This is a genomic window from Paenibacillus sp. sgz302190 (assembly GCF_059820445.1).
Genome location: NZ_JBZYAO010000027.1, coordinates 56,429 through 74,013 on the forward strand (window position 1 = coordinate 56,429; position 17,585 = coordinate 74,013).

The 17,585-nt window shown below is 54.2% G+C and carries 18 protein-coding genes and 1 other annotated feature; of the genes, 7 read left to right on the forward strand and 11 right to left on the reverse strand.

Features of this window, described 5'->3' with window-relative positions:
- Positions 1 to 36: 36 nt before the first annotated feature.
- Both AC6RNO_RS25050 and AC6RNO_RS25055 read left to right on the forward strand, forming a co-directional pair.
- Positions 37 to 1,551, forward strand: coding sequence for an ATP-binding cassette domain-containing protein (locus AC6RNO_RS25050; protein WP_497107141.1), 1,515 nt, complete (start codon positions 37 to 39; stop codon positions 1,549 to 1,551).
- 1 nt (position 1,552) lies between these two features.
- Positions 1,553 to 2,539 carry an ABC transporter permease gene (locus tag AC6RNO_RS25055; protein WP_488435241.1) on the forward strand — a complete coding sequence of 329 codons (987 nt, stop codon included), beginning with the start codon at positions 1,553 to 1,555 and terminating at the stop codon, positions 2,537 to 2,539.
- A gap of 857 nt (positions 2,540 to 3,396) precedes the next feature.
- Here AC6RNO_RS25055 and AC6RNO_RS25060 read toward each other — a convergent pair.
- Entirely contained in the window at positions 3,397 to 3,819 is a 423-nt protein-coding gene (locus tag AC6RNO_RS25060) for a DUF4395 family protein (protein WP_497107142.1), read from the reverse strand.
- 195 nt (positions 3,820 to 4,014) lie between these two features.
- Here AC6RNO_RS25060 and ilvD point away from each other — a divergent pair, with 195 nt between their 5' ends.
- Together ilvD and AC6RNO_RS25070 are read left to right on the forward strand one after the other, a co-directional pair.
- Positions 4,015 to 5,700, forward strand: coding sequence for a dihydroxy-acid dehydratase (gene ilvD / locus AC6RNO_RS25065; RefSeq protein ID WP_474680049.1), 1,686 nt, complete (start codon positions 4,015 to 4,017; stop codon positions 5,698 to 5,700).
- A 177-nt stretch (positions 5,701 to 5,877) separates the two neighbouring features.
- Positions 5,878 to 6,075, forward strand: a complete 198-nt coding sequence (locus tag AC6RNO_RS25070; RefSeq protein ID WP_474680050.1) for a response regulator — start codon at positions 5,878 to 5,880, stop codon at positions 6,073 to 6,075.
- A 30-nt stretch (positions 6,076 to 6,105) separates the two neighbouring features.
- On the opposite strand, the gene AC6RNO_RS25075 is transcribed toward AC6RNO_RS25070, so the two are convergent.
- Positions 6,106 to 7,158 (reverse strand): permease, encoded by a 1,053-nt coding sequence (locus AC6RNO_RS25075; protein ID WP_497107143.1) that lies wholly within the window; start codon positions 7,156 to 7,158, stop codon positions 6,106 to 6,108.
- A gap of 116 nt (positions 7,159 to 7,274) precedes the next feature.
- Positions 7,275 to 7,552 (forward strand) — a binding site (T-box leader).
- A 51-nt stretch (positions 7,553 to 7,603) separates the two neighbouring features.
- Between AC6RNO_RS25075 and trpS the strand changes: the two genes are divergently transcribed.
- On the forward strand, positions 7,604 to 8,587 hold the full coding sequence (gene trpS / locus AC6RNO_RS25080; protein ID WP_474680052.1) for a tryptophan--tRNA ligase: 984 nt from the start codon (positions 7,604 to 7,606) through the stop codon (positions 8,585 to 8,587).
- Positions 8,588 to 8,988: 401 nt separating this feature from the next.
- Here trpS and bshA read toward each other — a convergent pair whose 3' ends face one another.
- Together bshA and AC6RNO_RS25090 are read right to left on the reverse strand one after the other, a co-directional pair.
- Positions 8,989 to 10,131, reverse strand: coding sequence for an N-acetyl-alpha-D-glucosaminyl L-malate synthase BshA (gene bshA / locus AC6RNO_RS25085; RefSeq protein ID WP_497107144.1), 1,143 nt, complete (start codon positions 10,129 to 10,131; stop codon positions 8,989 to 8,991).
- Between the two features lie 163 nt (positions 10,132 to 10,294).
- Entirely contained in the window at positions 10,295 to 10,480 is a 186-nt protein-coding gene (locus AC6RNO_RS25090) for a DUF5325 family protein (protein WP_497107145.1), read from the reverse strand.
- A gap of 147 nt (positions 10,481 to 10,627) precedes the next feature.
- Here AC6RNO_RS25090 and AC6RNO_RS25095 point away from each other — a divergent pair, with 147 nt between their 5' ends.
- The gene (locus tag AC6RNO_RS25095; RefSeq protein ID WP_474680055.1) at positions 10,628 to 10,852 is read left to right on the forward strand and encodes an alpha/beta-type small acid-soluble spore protein; all 225 of its coding nucleotides are present in this window, start codon (positions 10,628 to 10,630) and stop codon (positions 10,850 to 10,852) included.
- Positions 10,853 to 11,016: 164 nt separating this feature from the next.
- On the opposite strand, the gene AC6RNO_RS25100 is transcribed toward AC6RNO_RS25095, so the two are convergent.
- The gene (locus tag AC6RNO_RS25100; protein ID WP_488435235.1) at positions 11,017 to 11,394 is read right to left on the reverse strand and encodes an ArsR/SmtB family transcription factor; all 378 of its coding nucleotides are present in this window, start codon (positions 11,392 to 11,394) and stop codon (positions 11,017 to 11,019) included.
- A 605-nt stretch (positions 11,395 to 11,999) separates the two neighbouring features.
- Positions 12,000 to 12,983, reverse strand: coding sequence for a metal-dependent hydrolase (locus AC6RNO_RS25105; RefSeq protein ID WP_497107146.1), 984 nt, complete (start codon positions 12,981 to 12,983; stop codon positions 12,000 to 12,002).
- Between the two features lie 131 nt (positions 12,984 to 13,114).
- On the opposite strand from AC6RNO_RS25105, the gene AC6RNO_RS25110 reads away from it, so the two are divergent.
- Positions 13,115 to 13,408 carry a hypothetical protein gene (locus tag AC6RNO_RS25110; RefSeq protein WP_474680058.1) on the forward strand — a complete coding sequence of 98 codons (294 nt, stop codon included), beginning with the start codon at positions 13,115 to 13,117 and terminating at the stop codon, positions 13,406 to 13,408.
- Between the two features lie 49 nt (positions 13,409 to 13,457).
- On the opposite strand, the gene gerQ is transcribed toward AC6RNO_RS25110, so the two are convergent.
- The 5 genes from gerQ to urtC all read right to left on the reverse strand — a co-directional run bounded on the left by gerQ (position 13,458) and on the right by urtC (position 17,576).
- A complete protein-coding gene (gene gerQ / locus AC6RNO_RS25115; protein ID WP_474680059.1) occupies positions 13,458 to 13,892 on the reverse strand; it encodes a spore coat protein GerQ in 435 nt (144 codons plus the stop codon).
- A gap of 175 nt (positions 13,893 to 14,067) precedes the next feature.
- Positions 14,068 to 14,766: a response regulator transcription factor gene (locus AC6RNO_RS25120; RefSeq protein WP_474680060.1), complete on the reverse strand. Its 699-nt coding sequence runs from the start codon at positions 14,764 to 14,766 to the stop codon at positions 14,068 to 14,070.
- Positions 14,767 to 14,990: 224 nt separating this feature from the next.
- Positions 14,991 to 15,686, reverse strand: a complete 696-nt coding sequence (gene urtE / locus AC6RNO_RS25125) for an urea ABC transporter ATP-binding subunit UrtE (RefSeq protein ID WP_497107147.1) — start codon at positions 15,684 to 15,686, stop codon at positions 14,991 to 14,993.
- The gene (gene urtD / locus AC6RNO_RS25130; RefSeq protein ID WP_497107148.1) at positions 15,679 to 16,470 is read right to left on the reverse strand and encodes an urea ABC transporter ATP-binding protein UrtD; all 792 of its coding nucleotides are present in this window, start codon (positions 16,468 to 16,470) and stop codon (positions 15,679 to 15,681) included. Before urtD ends, urtE begins: the two co-directional genes overlap by 8 nt.
- Positions 16,471 to 16,502: 32 nt before the next feature.
- Positions 16,503 to 17,576, reverse strand: coding sequence for an urea ABC transporter permease subunit UrtC (gene urtC, locus AC6RNO_RS25135; RefSeq protein ID WP_474680063.1), 1,074 nt, complete (start codon positions 17,574 to 17,576; stop codon positions 16,503 to 16,505).
- Between the last annotated feature and the right edge of the window lie 9 nt (positions 17,577 to 17,585).

The window sequence follows — 17,585 nt, forward strand, 5'->3', positions numbered from 1 at the left end:
GATGGGACTTTCAGATTGGTTACGGGGAGGGAGAGCATGTCAAAGAGTGGTGTAACTGCGCCTTTGCTGCGCATGCAGGGAATTTCCAAGACGTTCCCGGGCGTAAAGGCTTTACAGGACGTTCATTTCGAGCTGCACAGCGGGGAAATTCATGCTTTGCTCGGCGCCAATGGAGCGGGGAAAAGCACTTTGATGAAAATTTTGTCAGGCGCTTATTTCGCCGATGAGGGCAGCGTCATCGTTGACGGGAATCCTATTCAGATTCGAACGCCTAAAGACGCGATGTCGCAAGGGATTTACTGTGTCTACCAGGAGGTTGACACGGCACTTGTGCCGGAGCTCAGCGTGACGGAGAACGTCATGATGGACAGATTGGTTTCAGGCGGAGCCTGGGTCGACTGGGGAAAGCTGAACCGGGAGGCGGAGGCGATTTTGGCGAAAATCGGCGCTGCGTTCCCGGTTCGCCGCAAGATCGAGGAGCTGAGCATTTCGCAGAAGCAGCTTGTGCTGATCGCCAGAGCGATCGCCCATAAAGCGAAGATCATCATCTTCGACGAGCCTACCGCGCCGCTGAGTCTGGAGGAATCGGAGCGCCTGTTCGCGATTATGCGCGGCTTGAAAGAGGAGGGAGTCGGTCTTATTTTTATCTCCCACCGCTTGAATGAGGTGTTCCATGTCTGCGACCGGATCACCGTCATGCGCGACGGCCGCCATGTGCTGACGCAAGCGGCCGCTGAAATGGACACCGCCGGAGTCATCGAGGCGATGCTGGGCAAAACCTTCACCGAGGAGTTTCCCAAAGCCGATGTGCCCATCGGCGAAACGCTCCTCGAGGTGAAGAACCTCAGCCGCGGCGCCAAAGTGCGCGGCGTCAGCTTTACGCTCCGCCGGGGGGAAATCCTCGGCGTCGTCGGCCTTGTCGGCGCAGGGAAAACCGAGCTGAGCCGCCTGCTCTTCGGCGCCGATCCTGCGGACGGCGGCGAGATCTGGCTTGGCGGGCGCAAGCTCAAGCTGCGCCAGCCGGAGGATGCCGTGCGTGCCGGCATCGTGCTCGTGCCCGAGGAGCGCCGCAAGCAGGGCGTCCTCGTGGAGGAGACGGTGAAGCGCAATCTGTCGCTTCCGATTCTGCGCAAGCTGAGCGCGCTCGGTTTTGTCAAGCGCCGCGAGGAGAATGCGCATGCGCAGTCGATGGTGGAGCAGCTTGGCGTGAACCCCCGCGATCCGAACCGGACCGTGAAGCACTTGAGCGGCGGCAACCAGCAAAAGGTGGCAGTCGGCAAGTGGCTGCCGACGCCTTCCGATGTGTACATGTTCGACGAGCCGACCAAAGGGGTCGACATCGGAGCGAAAAGCGACATTTTCCGCCTGATCGGTTCGCTGGCTGAACAGGGGAAAGGCATTATTTACTTATCCTGCGAGTTAAATGAAATAGTTGGAATCGCCGATCGCATACTGGTTATGAGCTATGGGTCCGTGGTGAAGGAGCTTTCCCGGGCGGAGGCTTCGCAAGATTTGATACTAACTTATGCGAGCGCTGGGGAGGCAAAGTAAGATGAAGGAAAAAAGCTTGGAGTTTTCTTTTAAATACGGGGCGTTGCTGGTCATTGCACTTGTATTTGTCGTATTTTCGTTCATTAATGAAAACTTTATGACCTATGACAATATCGCGGATATTTTGCGCTCGATTTCCATCGTTACGTTCGTGGCGATCGGAGTCACTTTATCTCAAATCGTCGACGGCTTTGACTTATCCGTAGGCTCTACGGTTTCGCTTGCGACGGTCGTCTCGGCCGCACTGATGGTTTGGTACGAGCAGCCGCTCCTCGTCGTCATCGTCGTGCCCATCGTGATCGGGGCCGTCATTGGCCTGCTCAACGCATTTTTGATCGTTAAGGTGCGCATCCCGGATTTGCTGGCGACCCTTGCGGTCATGTACATCATCGGCGGCGTGCAAAAAACGTTCACTTCGGGATTCTCAATTTACAACAATATGAGATTTCAGGACGGCACCCAGGCAAAAGGGAAATTTTTGCCAGACTTCTTGTGGATCGGACAAGGCAAGCTGCTCGGCATTCCGGTTTCCGTCATTTTGATGATTATCGCTGTGTTTGCCGTGCACATATTTTTGACATACACCCGTTGGGGCAGACAGTTGTACATTACGGGAGGCAACCGCGAAGCGGCCAGGCTGTCGGGCATTTCCGTGAACAAAATCAGGCTGTTCGCCTACGTGCTCTCCGGCATTTTCGCCGCATGCGGCGGGCTTTTGTACGCTTCGCGGGTAGGTTCCGGGCAGATCGATGCTGGCGTTCCCGTGCTGATGGAGGCGGTCGCATCGGTATTTGTCGGCTATTCGGTGCTCGGGGCGGGGAAACCGAACGTTATCGGCACGTTTTTCGGCGCCGTCCTGATCGGCGTGCTGCTCAACGGGCTCACGATGCTGAATGTGCCTTACTTTGGCTTTGACATCGTCAAGGGCGGAGTGCTCGTGTTTGCACTGGCGATCACTTATGTGCATTTGAACCGCCGCAAGGCATAGCAACACGCCCCAAAAGAACCCACTTGCGGATCTTCGCAGACCGGTGTGGGTTCTTTGTGCTTGCTGCCTACTCGCAGGTAACTTTGATTTTGGCCTCTGTGGAAAAAGCGCTGATAGGGCTCGGGTGGGGCCAGGCATTTTCGACGGAAGCGGTCGGCTTGAAGGAAAAGCCTGCACAATTGCAGGAATGTTTCGTTATCAGGGTATTAACAAGCAAAAAACTGCACTTTTCAGGCTGCCCGAGCAAGTCGCGACACTCTGTGAGGGCTAGGGGAACGAGTGTGACTCAGCCGCTTTTTCTGGGCGCGATCCTCTCCCGGTGCATGCCGTGGAACTGCACAACTGGGCAGGAAGCCGCTTGCTAGGGAGAAAACCTGCGAAAGTGCAGGTTTTTCCTCTCGAATTGGCTTGTTTTGGCGAAAAACCTGCAAAAGTGCAGGAATTTTCGCTGAAAGTGAGTATGAGTCTAAGTGTTAGGTGAAAAGCCTGCACTTTTGCAGGAATTGTTCGTGTACAGCGATCAAGGAAGCAAATTCATGTATTTTTGCAGGAATTCTTCGTGCGGCCAGGCAGATTGTGGCTAATCGGCCCTAGCGTGAGGTGTCGGCCCGGGCAAGAGGGTAATCAGCTCTGGCGTGAGGTATCGACCTTGACGCGTGGCTAATCAGCCCCGGCATGTGGCCTCCTTATCAACGGGCCTGGCCTGTTGCGATTGTGCAGGAATTCACATGTGGTCGATCGACTGACCGCCGCCATGCAGCGCAACACCGCGCGCTAGAGCTGCGCGCGGTGCCGGCCAATGATGGGCCTGAGGTGGCCCGGAGGCTAATTTGTCGGAAAATCCAGCGCTTTTTAATTTACGCACGACGGGCGCGCAGTTTTTTGAATTGGTAGTACAGCGTACATCCGATGCAGTAGCCGAGCAAAGCTGCGGTAGCCGCTAGTGCGACAAGCCCGGCAAAAATGCTGCCCCACACATTCAGGTCGGCCGCGAAAAACAGCAGGGAAAGCGTCAGCAAAATGACGGCGATCGAATTATTGAACCGGAGCAGCTCGGCGGCTTCGGTTTCCGATTTGGCCGCGGCTGTTCGAAGCAAGGGTTTGGTCAGCAGCACGAACAAATTGGCGCGCAGCCCGAAGAACAGGCCGACGGCTTCGATAATCAGCAGGGCGGCAATGAGCCAAGACTGCTGCCAAATCAGGGCAAGCACGATGAGCAGAACCATGGAGGCTTGATTGGCGCGGACGTATGGAAGAGGAATTTCTTTCAAAGCGATCACCTCTTTAATGTTGAATTTGATTAGGATTATTATAACATAAATCCGGCTAAAAACACATAAATCCGATGAAATTTATAAGGATTAAAAAATGACTTTGACGCGTGAAATGACTAAAGCGAGAAAAAAGAAGAAAAGTGTGATATGATAGATTCAATGTTTGCGAGATTTGCGAAATGAAATCCAGGAGGGTCAACGATGGCTAATCAAAAAATGCGAAGCGATATGATTAAAAAAGGATTCGACCGCGCTCCTCACCGCAGCTTGCTGCGCGCAGCCGGGGTTAAAGAGGAAGATTTCGGCAAACCGTTTATTGCGGTGTGCAACTCTTATATAGATATTATTCCGGGCCACGTCCACTTGCAAGAGTTCGGCAAGCTGGTCAAGGAAGCGATCCGCGAAGCGGGCGGCGTGCCTTTCGAATTCAACACGATCGGCGTTGACGACGGCATCGCGATGGGACATATCGGCATGCGCTATTCCTTGCCGAGCCGCGAAATTATTGCGGACTCCCTGGAGACGGTCGTCAATGCGCACTGGTTCGACGGTCTGGTATGCATCCCGAACTGCGACAAAATTACGCCCGGCATGATCATGGGGGCGCTGCGCGTCAACATTCCGACGATTATGGTCAGCGGCGGACCGATGAAAGCGGGTAAAGACAAGAACGGCAAATCGATTTCCCTGTCTTCCGTATTCGAAGGCGTAGGCGCTTACCAAGCGGGCAAAATCGACGAAAAAGGTTTGGAAGAGCTTGAGCAATACGGCTGTCCGACTTGCGGTTCCTGCTCCGGCATGTTCACCGCAAACTCGATGAACTGCCTGGCCGAAGGGCTCGGTCTTGCGATGCCGGGCAACGGCACGATTCTTGCCGTGGCCGAAGAGCGCAAGGAATTCGTGAAGCAATCGGCTCGCCAATTGATGGAATTGATCGAGAAAGACATCAAGCCGCGCGATATCGTAACGATCGAATCGATCGACAACGCTTTTGCTCTGGATATGGCGATGGGCGGTTCGACCAATACGGTTCTGCACACGCTCGCTATCGCACACGAAGCGGGTATCGAATACCCGATCGCCCGCATTAACGAAATCGCGGAACGCGTTCCGCATTTGGCGAAAATCGCTCCTGCTTCCGATTATCATATCGAGGACGTGCATTTGGCAGGCGGCGTGAGCGCGATCATCAACGAGTTGCTCAAAAAGCCGGGCGCTCTGGACGGCGAACGCATCACCGTTACGGCCAAAACGCTGCGCGAAAACGTAGCGGGCTGCGAGATTTTGAACAAAGACGTCATTCGTCCTTTGGATAATCCTCACAGCGAAAAAGGCGGCCTGGCCGTGCTGTTCGGCAACCTGGCGCCTGAAGGCAGTATCATCAAAGTCGGCGCAGTGGACAAATCCGTAGGCGGCCGCCACGTCGGACCGGCGATCTGCTTCGATTCCCAGGAGGAGGCGCTGCACGGCATCGCAAACGGCAAAGTCAAAGAAGGCCATGTCGTCGTAATCCGTTACGAAGGGCCGAAGGGCGGACCGGGCATGCCGGAAATGCTCGCTCCGACTTCCCAGATCGTGGGCATGGGCCTCGGCGCCAAAGTCGGTCTGATCACCGACGGACGCTTCTCCGGCGCTTCCCGCGGCATCAGCATCGGCCATATTTCGCCGGAAGCGGCTGAAGGCGGACCGCTTGCTTTCGTAGAAGACGGCGATATCATCGAGCTGGACATGAACAACCGCAAAATCGAGCTGCAAATCAGCGACGAGGAAATGGCGAAACGCCGCGCGAACTGGAAAGGCTTCGAGCCGAAAATCCAGTCCGGTTACTTGGCGCGTTACTCCAAGCTTGTCACTAACGCAAGCGCAGGCGGCGTGCTGAAAATTTAATCATGTACCGATAAAAAGCTTTGCATGTGAGCAGCGGTTTGCGCTGCTTGCGGGCGGAGCTTTTTCTTTTTTTGCATAGCTGTATTTGACGGAACCTACTGATGGCGCAAACAGCAGGGTGAAGGAAGCGGAGCTCGTCATTTTGGATATGATGCTGCCGGGGTTGGATGGTCTACCGTGGGACAGCGGCTGAAGAAGATATCGCCGGATACTCCGAATCTGATGCTGTCCGCCCGGGCCCCCGTCGATGACAAGCTGGACGGCCTGCAGTTTGGCGACGATTATTTGACGAAGCCGTTTCATCTGAAGGAGTGGCGGGTAGCTTTGTTTTGTTTTTCGCGTCGGGTCTGCTTCATTTTCAAAAGAAATCGGTGAACTGAATGTTCGTCCCGGTCCGGGTCCCAGTCATGGCCAAAATAACTGCTCGAACAGGTGCGAACCGGCCAATACGACCACTGTTACGATAAGGGCGAGCTGCAGCACGAACCGCGCTTTAAAGACGGAGAGCAGCATGAATGTGCTTTTTATATCGATCATGGGGCCGAAGACGAGAAATCCGAGCAGCGCGCCCGATGAAAACGTATCACTGAAGGAGGAAGCCACGAAGGCGTCCGTCGTCGAGCAGAGCGAGAGCAGGTAGGCGAAGCCGATCATGAACATGTGCGAGGTCAAGGAATCTTGGCCCAGGGCGGCCAAGCTTTCTTTGGGAACGAACACTTGAATGAGCGAGGTAATCAGCGCTCCGAGCATCAAGTATTTGCTCATTTCGAGCAGTTCGGAATAAGCGTGGCTGAACATGACCGCAGCTCCGCCGCCTTGATGGGAGTGGCCGTGATCGCGATGGTCGTGGCTGTGAGCCGGTCCGCCGGGACAATCGTCGTGGTCTGCCGCTTTCGCGCCGCTTGCCTGTAAGGAATGGCGGAGCGGGTTATAAACGAGGAAGCGGGTCAGCAGCAGGCCGACGGCCAGGGCGACGACAAACGTCAGCCCCATGCGGGAGTAGGCCATCGCCGGTTCGCCGCGAAAAGCGATGTACGTGGATGCGAACGCGACCGGATTGAGAATAGGGCCGACGAGAATGAATACGACCGCTATGTAAACGGGCATGCCTTTTTTCATTAAGCGGCGGACGAACGGAATCATGCCGCATTCGCACAGCGGAAACAATACGCCCAGCAAGCAGGCGAAAAGGATGCCGCCGAGCGGGTGTCGCGGCGTCATGCGGCGGATGAACGATTCGGGAACGTAAGTTTCCACGATCGTTGACATGACGATGCCGAGCAGCATAAACGGGAGCGCATCGAGAAAAATGCCCATGAACGCGTGCGCCACCAGCTGCAATTTTCCGTCAAAAGCGATGATGCCTGGGAGTTTTTTGGTCGTCACGATTAAAAATGCAAGCAGCATGCAGATCGCGGCGGAAGCCGGAAGGCTCCACCGGTAAAAGGCCGTAGACAAGGCGCATTTCCCCTTTATGAGACGATTGGATATGCTTCTATTGTATGTGGGAGGAAAAGCGGATAGGACAACATGCGCGGTTGACATTACCCGGGGAGCGTGTATAATAATAGAAAATCAATGCGATGACAGGAACAAGTAAGCTTGACTTCAAGTTTCCCAGAGAGCCGGTGGTTGGTGCGAACCGGTGAAACCGGCAAGCCGAATGGATCCTTGAGCTTGACGCTGAACGCAGATGCGCGCTTTTCCGGAACCCGGGCCGGAATGCTGAATGTGCATCCGGCTAGTATGCTGAGCGGCCGCTCCCCGTTAACGGAGCCTGAAGGTCTTTTGGCGCACGTCTGGCGCGCACGAAGGCAAATTAGGGTGGTACCACGGTCTCCTCGTCCCTTGCGGCGGGAGGCCTTTTTGTTGTTGTTGATCGATACAAGGAGGCGTTACGTTTATGAAAAGAGTATTGTCCGGCATTCAGCCGAGCGGACAGCTGACCATTGGCAATTACATTGGGGCGCTCCGCAATTTTACGAAATTACAGCATCAGCATCAATGCTTTTTTATGATTGTCGATTTGCACGCGATTACGGTTCCCCAGGAGCCGGCGGCGCTGAAGGAGCAGACGGAATCCGTCGCGGCGCTTTATTTGGCGGCGGGGATCGATCCGGCCAAAGCGGTGATTTTCCTGCAATCGCACGTTCACGCACATGCCGAGCTGGGATGGATGCTGACGACGCTGACTTACATGGGCGAACTGGAGCGGATGACGCAGTTCAAAGACAAATCGGCGGGCAAGGAATCCGTCGGCGCCGGCTTGTTCACGTATCCTTCGCTGATGGCGGCTGACATCCTGCTGTACAATGCCGACCTGATCCCGGTAGGCGACGACCAGAAGCAGCATTTGGAGCTTACCCGCGATTTGGCGCACCGCTTCAACAACCGTTTCGGCGATTTTTTCACAATGCCGGAGCCTTATATGCCGGAGATCGGCGCAAGGGTCATGTCCCTGGACGATGCGTCGAAAAAAATGAGCAAGAGCAATCCGAACGCAGGCAGCTATATCGCGCTGCTGGATGAGCCGGACGTTATCCGCAAAAAGCTGAGCCGCGCAGTAACGGATTCCGGCCGTGAGGTGAAGTACGATCCGCAAAACAAGCCGGAGGTCAGCAATCTGCTCGGCATTTACTCGCATTTTGCCGACATGACCGTTGCGGAAATCGAAGCGAAATACGAGGGCCAGGGGTACGGCCCGTTCAAAAAGGATTTGGCCGAGCACCTGGTCGCCGTCCTGGAGCCGCTTCAACAGCGTTACCGCGAGATCCGCAGTTCGGGCGAAGTGTACGACGTGCTGAAAAAAGGCGCGCAGCACGCAGCGGAAGTCGCCGACGCAACTTTGTCGGAAGTGAAGAAACGAATGGGCTTCCTGGTGTTGTAAAAGAATCGAAAAAAGGAGCTTTGACCGCCGCATCGGCTGTCGGAGCTCCTTTTTTTTAACATGGGTCTGGGGGAAACAAAGTCTACCCCGTTGAACCGGTCATGCCTGTATTGTTCAGACTGTTGAAAACCTGCAAAAATACATGAATTTTTGCCCGCGATCCGCTAGCCACGAACAATTCCTGCAATTGTGCAGGCTTTTCAGCGGGGACATGGGTTCGGGTTCACTTTCAGCGAAAAATTCCTGCACTTTTGCAGGCTTTTCGTCAAAATAAGCCAATTTAAGAGGAAAAACCTGCACATTCGCAGGATTTTCGGGCCCCTGGCCAATGGCGGAAAACGGCGGGACATGTACGGGAGGTATCTTGTATGCCGCCGTAAGGCTGCGGTGTGTGCAGCGGCTCAGGCCAACATGCTGAGATCGCCAGCCGCGGTTACTTTGTAATAAATTTGCTCGTATTGCTTGACGATGGCATCGGCGGAAAAGAAAGCGCGTGCACGCTGTATGCCTGCCAAAGAAAAATCGCTGTACAAGTCGGAGTCGGTCAGCAATTTGATGGCGTGCTCCGACATTTCAGCCGTGTGTCCGACTGGGGCGAGATAACCGTTGACGCCGTGCGTGACGACTTCCGGAATCCCGCCTGTATTCGAGCCTATCGTAGGCACGCCGCCGGCCATCGCTTCCAGGGCGACCAGGCCGAAGCTCTCCTTTTCCGACGGCAGCAGCAGCAGATCGGCCAAACCGATCACTTCGGCGACATTGTTTTGCTTGCCGAGGTAGTGAACCCGGCTCGTAAGCTTCAGCTCTTTGACCCGGCTGACAGCTTTCGCCAGCTCGGGGCCTTCTCCGACAAAAACAAGGTGGGACGGCACCTTTTTATGTATGCCGGCGAAAATATCAATGACGTCGCTAATGCGCTTGACTGGCCGAAAATTGGACATATGCAGCAATATTTTTTCGTGCGGCTTGGCAAATTGGGCGCGAAGCTGCGGATTCGCCGGAGCAATGTAGTCCTGCGGGTCTACGAAGTTGTAGACGAGCTCGATCGGCTTTTCGATGGAAAGCACTTCGTACGTTTCGTTGATCAAGTCCTGGGACACCGCAGTGACGGCATCGCTCTGATGGATGGCCAGACGGATCAAGTCCCGCAGCGACGGATCGTGGCCGAGTATCGTAATGTCCGTGCCGTGCAGCGTAGTCACAACTTTCAGATGGTCGCCGACCATTTGCTTGGCGAGATAAGCGCAAATGGCGTGAGGGACGGCATAATGTACGTGCAAAATGTCGAGCTTCTCCTGCTTGGCGACCTGCGCGAGCTTATTGGCCAGCGCCAGGTCGTAGGGCGGGTAGCGGAATACGTAGTAGTCGCTGACCTCGACTTCGTGGTAAAAAATATTAGTATGAAACTGGCCGAGCCTGAACGGCATCCGGTCGGTAATAAAATGAACTTCGTGTCCTTTTTCCGCCAGCATTTTGCCGAGCTCGGTAGCGACGACTCCGGAGCCGCCCAGCGTCGGATAACAAGAAATGCCGATTTTTAACATGAATTCACCACATTTCTTTACAAATTGTTAATTTTATTTCGATAATAAAATATTTTCATTTTGGTAATAAAGGTGATGAAAAAAAGTAGTATGGACAACTACTTTCTTTAGGTTGTTTTGCAGACTCTTGTGAGAAAAGTATAGCGTTCAAGTCAAGTCCGTGTCAACGGTTCTGATCGTCTCTTTTGCGGAGCTTGGCTTTGACCGCGAATCCGTAACCGATAAAGCCGAGTGCGACGATTGTGCAAAGGAGAACGAGCCAAGGCTGCCTGAGTGTGATGAACAGGCTGATGGAGGCCAGCAGCAGCGTGCCTACGACTGCAAAAAGAAGTGCGAGCGGTTTGCTCATGATGTCACCTGCTTTCTTCGAATAGCGTACCCTTATTTTAAACTTTTTTCGGGCGCTGTGCATATAATTTAATTTCCTCCGCATACTATGATTGCAAGCTTGCAAATACATCAAAGATTATAGCTGACTGAAAGGAGTCTGATCCTAATGGGTACAGGACAATCTCGTAGCAGTAATGTGCTGGTAGTTCCGCAAGCCAATCAAGCTTTGGAGCAATTGAAGTATGAGGTTGCTCAAGAACTGGGCATCCAAATTCCTCAAGATGGTTACTATGGTTATATGGCTACTCGTGACACCGGCGCAATCGGTGGTCACATCACTCGTCGCTTGGTGCAAATCGCCGAGCAATCGCTCGCAGGACAATTCCGTTAATCGGAAGCTATCGTAACGATATTAGCTCAGGGGGAATCCTCTGGGCTTGTATTTATATCGGCTGAATAAATGGTACCACAATACAAAAACCATCGCGAATTTCGAAGTTCGCGGTGGTTTTTGATTGAGCGCCTCGTTATGCTTGGCTTTTCGTCAGGGGCGGCTTACGGGTTTTGTTTCTTGTCGTCTCGTTGCAGTTCGCGCAAATAATCGTCCAAACGATCAAATCTTTCTTCCCAGATGCCGCGAAAAGTTTGCAGCCAGGCGTTCATCTCTTGCAGAGGCTGGGGCCGGAGCTTGTATATTCGCCGATTGGCAACCGGATTCACTTCGACGATTCCGCCTTCGGTGAGCACTTTCAAATGCTTGGAGACTTGAGGTTGTTTAAGTTGGAGCCGCTCAGCGATTTCGCCTACCGTTAAGGGGCCGTCGCGCAGCAGTTCCACGATATGCAAGCGGTTCGGTTCGGCAAGAACAGTTAATATGTTGTTCATATGCACGTTGTGAAGGGGACCAGGATGAGCTTTATATTTATCTGTCATCTGCAGCGGGCTGTTGCGGCGAAACTTGAACAGAGAAATGGAATTCGAGACCGGCCGCGTGAACAATCATAAAGCTGACCGTGTCCGACCTCCGGTGGGGGTTACATCCTGATTCATAAAATTCCCTTTCTCCTTTCCGGGTTGATGATGATCCGTATGTAAGGTTTCACAATTTATGTATATCATACAAGGAAGGAATATTCCTGTAAAGGAATGTTTGGAGCGGCACAAGTCATAACTACCGGTTTAGCCGATGGCTCCCATCAGACCATTTATAAGGGCCTGTTACAAGCAAGCATCTCTAAGGAGCACTAAAGGCTTGCCAACCGCGTGGTTGCCACGTTAACACGGGCAGGTGAAAGGTCCCTGAAAAGGGATCCTTTACCTGCCCGTTTTCACCGCAAATTTCGAACAGATTTCCAACTCGGCAATTTGCCTGCCCCGCGCTTCGGCGGCCTGAGCGCTCGGAGCGAACGGGAGCGAGGCGCAATTGCCGACGACACTTCACAAGTAGCAGCGGTTGCTAGATCGGCTCGAATCTTCCTAAACCCCCAGTCGAACTAGGAGGTTTCGTATACAAAAAAGCTGCCAAAGGCAGCCTTTTTTCAATACAAATCGACGCGCAGCTTTTTCTCGAGGCGTGTGTCGTTCACCCAGCCGACGTAGGAGTCGAGCGTTTGGTAGTTGTGATCCATCAGCAGGACGGCGACGAAAGGATACTGCTTGCGGTGACGGTATCTGACGTCGGCCCATCTGACCTCGTAGCCCCAGCGGTGTTCCTTGATTTCCGCGCAGGCGTAGGTAGAAAAGTACAGCAGCGCCTTGATGTTCTCGTGGCTTTTGGAAGCTTCGATGGCGGGATGCGATTCAGGCTTGACGACGTCGACCCATTTCAATTTGAAATTGCGCAGCTCGCCGAGCTGGTAGCTGCCGTCGTTTCTCCGTTTTACCACATTCCATACGTACAGGTTGAACGTTGCGATCAACGTATATTTTTCGCCTGGCTGATATGTCGGATCTTTGCGGAAAAGCCCTTTTTCCAAAATGTAATGATCCAGAGACCGCCAGATGTAATAGATGGCAATAACTCCGTACAAAACCGGAAATATAAGCGTCGGGCTGGCCAAGTGGAATGTCCACATAAAAATCGCTACCAAATGGCTGGAGAAGATGATAGGGTCAAATATGTGTATAATATTCCAAGATACCCATTTTTCCGAAAAAGGCCTCAGCGCTTGCGTTCCGTAAGTATTAAACAAGTCTGTAAACACATGGAAACAGACGGCTATGCCGACCCACATACAGACGTGCAGCAAAGGGAGCGCCGGGAAACAGAGAGCCAAAACGCCGGTAATGAGCAGTGTCCAGAGCAGCAAGGCGGGCAGGGAGTGAGATCGGCCACGGTGATTGCGGATGTATGAAGCGTTTCCCCTGAAACGCAGCAGCCCGTCCACATCCGGGATTTGCGAGCCGACGACAGTGCCGATGAATACAGCGGTTGTCGCCGCATCGCTTGCCGCTACAGCCGGATCAATTTGAGCCAGACCGGCAAGCCCTAAGCCGATAACAAGATGTGTGCCTGTGTCCAAAGGTAGGTACCTCCTAAGAACTTTCCATAGGAAAGTTGTCATCGTGAGCGAATGCTTGGTTCGTTCATAAGCGTCGCTCTATTTTAGTTTACCATTTTGGAGCAAAAAATAAATCAGAAGGAGAACCAAAAATGTGCAAAGTTTTTGTAGAATATGCTATAAAGGCGGAAGAACGCGAATCTTACCTTAACTATATGCGCGAGTGGGGCAAACGGGAAGGGCGGCTGGAGCTTCTGGAGGGCACGGATCAGCCGGGGCTGTTCGTGGAAATTTGGAACGGCGTGGAGTACGGGGAGTATCGGGAGCTCAAACGGCAGCGCACGGATAAGGCGGAGCCGGGAGCGGGGGAAGCGGATTGGGAGCGATGGCTGGAGGGCGGACTCCGCAAGCTGCACATGTGGCATTTCACGCCGGCGGAGAAATAAAAAAAGCCGCGGTCGCAGGAGGAACGCACGGCTTTCATGTATGAGGGATTTATCTTCCGATCGCTCTGGTGGCGCCGGTGTACGGATAGTAGTACTGCAGCTCTTCTTCAAAGGTGATGTAATCCAGATTGACCATGAGCAGCAAGTACCGCATGCCTGTAGAGGGGTCGCTGATAATAATGTGGTCGCGGCCCGCCGCTTCGAGCCGGCCTCTGAAAATTTTGGCGTTCCATTCGGAGTTGTTTTCATAAGTCATGTACAGAGTCGCCATTTTGCCGAGATTCAGGCGAAGAATATTTTCGATGAAGGATTGTTCCAAAGGCAGCGCGCCGGGAACGTTGCCTCCGGGCTGCGCGGCTCCTCCGACATACGTCGAGGGACCAGGCATAGAGGCGGCGGTCGGAGCGGCTGCGGGCGTCGGATAAGCCGGATGGCTGTAGCCGTAAGGAGCCTGCATTCCTGCCTTGAAAGAGTTATTTAACATGTTCGTGATTCCTCCTAGTTTTCGCCAGAAGCACTGGCATCGGATGCATTGGCTTTTCCCCGGCAAAAGCCGCTGAGCCAATTTTCATAATTATCATATGTGCGAATGCCTATTTGGTGACTGTTTCGGAAAATAAAAAAAGCCCCTCGCGGAGCTGAAGTTTCGTCAGTATCGGTCAATGCAGGGTGTCGAACAAAAATTTGTAGCCGACTCCCCACACGGTTTTAATGTATCTCGGTTCTTTCGGGTCGGGCTCGATCTTTTTGCGGAGATTGGCGATGTGCACGTCGATGGCGCGTTCGGTAACGTAGGAATCGAATCCGCGCACGCGGTTAAGCAGCTCTTCCCTGCTGTATACCCGGCCCTGATTTTGCCAAAATAAAGTCATGATTTCAAATTCCGAGAATGTCGTCTCGACAACGCGATCGTTAACGAACAGACAGCGCTTCTCCAAATCCAGGCGAAGAGCTTGTCCTGTCGCAATGGCGGAAGGCGCAGCGGGGGACTGGAGCGACTGCGACCGTCTCAACAGAGCCAGTATTCGTGCGGACAGTTCCCGCATGCTGAACGGTTTGCATAAATAATCGTCGGCGCCGGTTTGCAGGCCGCGGATACGGTCCGTGATTTCACTCTTGGCGGATAGCATCAAAATCGGCAGCGTGGAAAACTTTCGGAAAAAAGCGCATAATTGGATGCCGTCGACATCCGGAAGCATAATATCGAGCACGATCATATCCGGGGCGAAGCTGCGGAAAAGCTGCTCGGCTTGCCGGCCGTTTTCCGCGCGCCGGACCTCATGGCCCTCTTCCCCCAAATACATGGTGATCATTTCCCCGATACTCAGATCGTCTTCAACAATTAAAATTTTTGACATAAACGTATCCCTCCTTTCCGATCAAAAGGTTCGGTGATCGATATGCCTGCGCAAATTCGACCCTGAAAAGCTGTCCATTTAACTATACTGCATCCATTTTATGCCGTCCAGCCGCAAACGGGCGGTGAGTTTGCCGCAAAAAAAAGAAGCCGGTATGCATCTGAACCTGGGTAAGAGGTCAGATCATCCGGCTTCTTCTGTTGGACGGATCGGCGATTTGCCGTTCATACGGTCAAATGTTTCCTTACCTGGTCTTCGCTTAAGTCCTCGGCGCTTCCTTCCGCGACGATCGTTCCCCGGTCAAGCACATAATAGTGATCGGCGATGCTCGTCGCAAATTCAAGGCTTTGCTCAACGAGCAGCACGGCGATTTCCCGGTTTTTTTTGATGGACGCGATGATCGCCTCGATCTCCATCACAATCGACGGCTGGATGCCCTCCATCGGCTCATCGAGCAGCAGCAGCTTCGGCGACGACGCCAGCGCTCTGGCGATAGCGAGCTGCTGCTGCTGTCCGCCGCTAAGGTCGCCCCCTTTGCGGCTAAGCATGCCGCGCAGCGCGGGAAACGTCTCGAAGAGCGACTCGGGCAGCTTCTTGCGGCCGTCCGCCGCGGCTTCGAGACCGAGCAGCAAATTTTCCGCGACCGTCAGCTGGGGGAAAATGTCCCGTCCCTGCGGCACGTAGCCGATCCCGGTTTTCGCCCGGCGGTCGGGCGGATCGGCCGTTATGTCCCGATTCCCGTAGCGGATCGCGCCTGAACGGGGACGGACGAGCCCCATGATGCTTTTCATCAGCGTGGACTTGCCAACCCCGTTGCGTCCCATGAGGCAGACGATTTGCCCGGGCCGGACGGCCATATGGACGCGGCGGATGACCATGCTGTCCCCGTATCCGGCTTCGATGTTTTCCAGGCTAAGCATCGCGCTCGACTCTCCTTCCGAGATACACTTCCGCCACCTTGTCGTCAGCCTGAATTTCCTGCATCGTGCCTTCGCGAAGCAGCGTTCCTTCATGGAGTACGGTGACGGTTTTGGCAAACCGGCGGACGAACTCCATGTCGTGCTCGACGACGATAATCGTCTGGCTGCTGCTGATTTCGTGCAGCAGCTCGCCTGTTTTCTCCGTCTCGCTGTCCGTCATCCCGGCCGCTGGCTCATCGAGCAGCAGCAGGTCCGGCTCCTGCATGAGCAGCATGCCGATCTCCAGCCATTGCTTTTCGCCGTGCGACAGCGAGCCGGCTTTTTCCTTGGCCTTGTTTTGCAGGCCGATCATGCCCAGCCTGTGCAGCAGGCGGTCGCGCTGCTCGCTCGTCGTTTTGGCCCACAGCGCGCTGAGCAGGCCGCGCTGCTGCTTCATCGAAAGCGCGAGATTTTCGAAAACGGTCAATGTCGTGAATACCGACGGAGTCTGAAATTTGCGGCCGATGCCGAGCCGGGCGATCTGATGCTCCTGGTATTTGGAAAGATCGGTCGCGCCTTTGAATACGATATGGCCGCGGGATGGCTTTACTTTCCCGCAGATGACATCCAGCAGCGTTGTTTTGCCGGCTCCGTTCGGGCCGATCAAAAAGCGCAGCTCTCCGGCCTGCAGGGAGAAATTCAGATTGCGAAGCGCCTTGAATCCGTCAAAACTCACTTCAAGCTGTTCCACGCGCAAAATTTCCCTGTCGGGAATCGGGGATTGCGCGGCTAGCTGTCCAGGCATTGGAAACTCCTCCTTTTCAAATTTGCATATTTTCAGCCGGCTTCTTGCGAAGATACGGGTTTTGGAAGCAAGCTTTTTTTCCAATTCGACATGTAGTGGGCGATGGTGCCTACGATTCCTTTCGGCAGGAACAGGACGGCGATGATGAACATGGCGCCCAGCATAATCGGCCACCATTCCGGGTAGGCTTCGCTGAACGTTGTTTTCGCCGAGTTGGTCACGATCGCGCCGAGCACGGCTCCGCCGATGGTGGAGCGCCCGCCGATGGCGACCCACAGCACCATTTCAATGGACGGGACAATGCCCATCTGCGCCGGGGAGATGATGCCCTCCTGCAAAACGAAGAGCACGCCGGCAAGACCGGCAAGACCCGCGGACAAGCAGTAAATGAACACTTTATACACGACCGGATTGTAGCCGATGAAGCGGACCCGGTTTTCCCCGTCGCGGATGGCGGTGAGTATGCTGCCGAGGCGGCTGGATACGAGGAAGCTGCACAGTACGAGCACAAGCAGCAGTACGGCCAGGGTGATGTAAAACAACAGCAGCTTGGTGGAAGGCGAACGCAAATTCAGACCGAGGAAAGATTCGAAATTCGTGAGTCCGTTCGTTCCTCCGGTATAGCCCTGCTGACCGACGAACAGGGTCACGGCGATAATGACCAGCGCTTGCGACAAAATGGAGAAAAAAGCGCCTTTAATCCGGTTGCGGAACGTAAAGTAGCCGAGAATGAAGGCGACGGCCATCGGCACGAGCAGCGCCATCAGGAAAGCGAAGCCGGGGTTATGAAAAGGAACCCAGAACCAGGGAAGCTCGTCGACGCCGCTCCATGACATGAAGTCAGGCAGCTGCCCGGGGCTCGACGCCAGCTTGAGGTGCATCGCCATGCAGTAGGCGCCGAGCCCGAAGTATACGCCGTGTCCGAGGCTGAGAATGCCCGTATACCCCCAGATGAGATCGATGCCCATCGCGATTATCGCATAGGCGAGAAATTTGCCGAGCAGCGACAGGCGGAATTCGGAAAGAAAAAGCGGCGCGAGAGCGATCAAAAACAAACACGCGGCATACGCGATAAATTTCACTTTGGCGGTTCCGGAAGCCGTCATGGGCGGTTG

Excerpts from the sequence above, each read along its gene's own strand:
- AC6RNO_RS25050 (WP_497107141.1), top strand. The coding sequence starts at position 37 with ATGTCAAAGAGTGGTGTAACTGCGCCTTTGCTGCGCATGCAGGGAATT.
- AC6RNO_RS25055 (WP_488435241.1), top strand. The coding sequence starts at position 1,553 with ATGAAGGAAAAAAGCTTGGAGTTTTCTTTTAAATACGGGGCGTTGCTG.
- ilvD (WP_474680049.1), top strand. The coding sequence starts at position 4,015 with ATGGCTAATCAAAAAATGCGAAGCGATATGATTAAAAAAGGATTCGAC.
- trpS (WP_474680052.1), top strand. The coding sequence starts at position 7,604 with ATGAAAAGAGTATTGTCCGGCATTCAGCCGAGCGGACAGCTGACCATT.
- bshA (WP_497107144.1), bottom strand. The coding sequence starts at position 10,131 with ATGTTAAAAATCGGCATTTCTTGTTATCCGACGCTGGGCGGCTCCGGA.
- AC6RNO_RS25090 (WP_497107145.1), bottom strand. The coding sequence starts at position 10,480 with ATGAGCAAACCGCTCGCACTTCTTTTTGCAGTCGTAGGCACGCTGCTG.
- AC6RNO_RS25095 (WP_474680055.1), top strand. The coding sequence starts at position 10,628 with ATGGGTACAGGACAATCTCGTAGCAGTAATGTGCTGGTAGTTCCGCAA.
- AC6RNO_RS25100 (WP_488435235.1), bottom strand. The coding sequence starts at position 11,394 with ATGACAGATAAATATAAAGCTCATCCTGGTCCCCTTCACAACGTGCAT.
- AC6RNO_RS25110 (WP_474680058.1), top strand. The coding sequence starts at position 13,115 with ATGTGCAAAGTTTTTGTAGAATATGCTATAAAGGCGGAAGAACGCGAA.
- gerQ (WP_474680059.1), bottom strand. The coding sequence starts at position 13,892 with ATGTTAAATAACTCTTTCAAGGCAGGAATGCAGGCTCCTTACGGCTAC.
- AC6RNO_RS25120 (WP_474680060.1), bottom strand. The coding sequence starts at position 14,766 with ATGTCAAAAATTTTAATTGTTGAAGACGATCTGAGTATCGGGGAAATG.
- urtE (WP_497107147.1), bottom strand. The coding sequence starts at position 15,686 with ATGCTTAGCCTGGAAAACATCGAAGCCGGATACGGGGACAGCATGGTC.
- urtD (WP_497107148.1), bottom strand. The coding sequence starts at position 16,470 with ATGCCTGGACAGCTAGCCGCGCAATCCCCGATTCCCGACAGGGAAATT.
- urtC (WP_474680063.1), bottom strand. The coding sequence starts at position 17,576 with ATGACGGCTTCCGGAACCGCCAAAGTGAAATTTATCGCGTATGCCGCG.